At 56.1% G+C, this 2,905-nt stretch carries 3 protein-coding genes; all 3 read right to left on the minus strand.

Annotation, left to right across the window (positions count from 1 at the left end):
• Positions 1-35: 35 nt before the first annotated feature.
• Positions 36-698 (minus strand): hypothetical protein, encoded by a 663-nt coding sequence (locus XaplCFBP3123_RS21065; RefSeq protein ID WP_146091416.1) that lies wholly within the window; start codon positions 696-698, stop codon positions 36-38.
• Complete coding sequence (locus tag XaplCFBP3123_RS21385) at positions 688-1,002, minus strand: hypothetical protein (protein WP_146091417.1); 315 nt, start codon at positions 1,000-1,002, stop codon at positions 688-690. Before XaplCFBP3123_RS21385 ends, XaplCFBP3123_RS21065 begins: the two co-directional genes overlap by 11 nt.
• A partial coding sequence (locus XaplCFBP3123_RS21075; protein ID WP_216361755.1) for a hypothetical protein occupies positions 1,002-2,905 on the minus strand: 1,904 nt, incomplete at its 5' end. The genes XaplCFBP3123_RS21385 and XaplCFBP3123_RS21075, both read right to left, overlap by 1 nt.

Genomic DNA, 2,905 nt, shown 5'->3' on the forward strand with positions numbered 1-2,905 from the left:
CCGATGTCACATGTCTCGTCATTGGGTAGCGTTGATCAGACCATCCCTAACGCTGCCTGACCACGCTGCATCAGCGCGCCATTGACCGCATTACCGAATGCATCGACGAACACATCCTGATAGTCGATAGCGCCGCCCACGATTCCTTGACGCACATGCGCGCTCACGATGCCGCCAGTAATGCCGGAGGTAATGGCTTGCCCATACTGCGTTGCGTCGACGCCGATGGATCGGGCGATCGTCGGAGTCAATTGCTGCGTGATGCCCGCCGCCACCGCACTAGCGGCGACGCTTTTCCAACTGAAACTAGCCTCGTTGCCGACAAGCTTGTTGGCCACATAGCTACTGACATTACCCACCGCAGCAGTGGCGACTGCGGCTACGACTGCCGGTGCGCCGCTCACCAGCGTGCCGAACCCTGCCGTTGCTGCGCCAGCCACTGTACTGGCGGCCACATTGCGCCAGCTGAAGCTGGTCTGCCCCATCGCACTGCCGACGGCTTGACTGGCAAGGCTGCCGGCAAATAATGCACCCGCTGCGCCTCCCACTACCGCCGCGGTCGCAGTAAATCCCCCCGCGAGTGCCGGAGCACCGGTCGCTATCGACTTTTTATCACGCAGGTTACGACTGAATGAATTCGAAGGAAAATCCTTCAAACGCTCCCTTTTGGCGGTGCTAATTCTGTGCTCAGTAGACACTACTCCTTAGAATTTTTTTTCCTTCACTTATTCTACTTAATACTTTGTCGACAGCCACATCATCACCGTCCATGTATAACAAGTATTCTGATTTTGGAAATTCCGCTTCAGTCTTTTCTCCGTCGTCCTCAAGAAAATTTTCCTGCAGCGCCAAAACAACTCCATCAATTTCACAACGGAAATATTCTCCACCACGGTATTCACTTTCATGCGCATCCAACAAAATCCCATAACTGGAATCGAATAAATTTCTAGCTTCACTAAGGCTAGAAGCAACTATTTCCACAAGTAGAGACTTTTTCATTAATTATTTCTCGGTATCAGAATGCTGGGAGACCTAGTGATGGCATCATCAATAGAATTGTAAATCATAAAATTGACTGGACGATCTGCTTCAGCGGAGAGCTTTTTATTCAAGCCTGAAAGCCCAAGCCTTTCAAGATGTTCTGGGCCCAATGGCCCCGTGCGCACACCCTGTTGACGCAAACCAACCCCAACATCTTTCGCCCGTTGGAACAATTCAGGACTGGAAAGCGCAATGTCGTAATCGCTTGTACGGCCCACATCAAAAGGATCATGTGGCGCCTTATAAGCCTGCCCTGTCACTGAGCTCCCTTGGAATGCAGCGTCAACATCTTTATATCCGGCCGTATTGAGCCCGTCATGTAAGGAGTCCCCAAAAGCCTCAAAATCTGCCCCTTTTCTAAAACCAAGCGGGATCTTTCTTTGAACTTCGCCAAACCTAACGCCCACACTACCAGCCTGCGACCGCCCAAGCCCGCTGGCACCAATGTCATCAATCATCACGCCATAGTTGCCATAGCGGTTCATCGCCTTGCCGACCAGCAAGCCGCCTGCAAACTCTCCACCCAAATTCGCGAGCGGGCGGTAATCGTTGTCCACTACGGCTGCGCCGGCACCATTGCCAATTGCGGTCCCCAGCCCCACGGTGGCGGCATACAGCGGGTTGTGATCCAGCGCGAACTGGTCCCACGCCTGGCCTGAGCGTTCGTAGTCACGCGACATGCCGCTGTTCATCTCAGGCAGCCAATAGTCGCCCTCATCCCGGAAAAGGTTTGTCGTCACCGCTGCTGCAGCCAACAGCATGTCGCCTACCCGCAATGGTGTGTCGGCGACTTCGCGCCCAACCCCTACAAATGCATTGCCGACACCCTCAACAAAGGAACCTGCAACTTCCCATCCGCTGATGCTGTTGGGCTCGACCGGAATGGCCTCCCGATTGACCGGCATCGGCGCCACCGGCTGTGCAGTCGAAGGCGCCATGCGTGCAGCATTGATGGCACCGATATCCAGCGCGTTGCTGCGTTGGAACGCTCCTACGTCGATGGCATTACTTCGGCGACGGTCGGCACGGATGTTCTCCAACGTCTGCTCACCCACCGCGCGCAGCAATGCTTGGTCGCGTAACTCCTGGTCGCTTGCGCGGATCTGGATGCTAGATATGTTGCTGCGCGTGGCTCTGACCTCGACAGTGTCCAGCGTCAGGTCACCATTACGGTCTCTGACATATCTGCCAGGTGCTCCACCTCCGCTGCTGGATGCAGTTGCGGTGTCAGGATCAAACAAACCTGTGCTGGAGCTCTGCGTCAACGAATTGATCAGCACGTTACTAAACGCATCGACTGCCAGATTGGTGTAATCGATTGACCCTCTGCGCAAGGAAGCACTGACCACGCCCCCGGTGATACCGGCCACGGTTGCCTGACCATACTTCATCGTGTCCACACCAATGGACCGCGCAATCGTCGGCGCCAGTTGCTGCGTGATACCCGCAGTCACCGCGCTAGCTGCCACGCTGCGCCAACTGAAGCTCGCCTCGTTACCGACCAATCGATTCGCAAGGTAGTTACTGACATTACCGACTGCTGCCGTGCTCATCGCACCGACGACGGGGCCCACACTCGCGGACACGGCGGTGCTGAAGCCGGCAGTTGCCGCGCTCGCGATGGAACTTGCCGCCACATTGCGCCAACTGAAACTCGTTTGGCCCATCGCGCTACCAACGCCCTGGCTGGCGATTGATCCTGCTGCACCCGCAACAGCGTAGGTAGCAGCTGAGGCAGCAACTGCACCTGCAGTACTGGATGCCGCGCTGAACGCCGCAGCGAAGTAGCCGTTCGTCGCACCTGCAGTGAGGTACGTCACCACCACGGCCACGACCACCATGATGATCATCCCCAACGTGC

The sequence above is a fragment of the Xanthomonas arboricola pv. populi genome, from assembly GCF_002939945.1.
Taxonomy (GTDB): Bacteria; Pseudomonadota; Gammaproteobacteria; order Xanthomonadales; family Xanthomonadaceae; genus Xanthomonas; species Xanthomonas arboricola_A.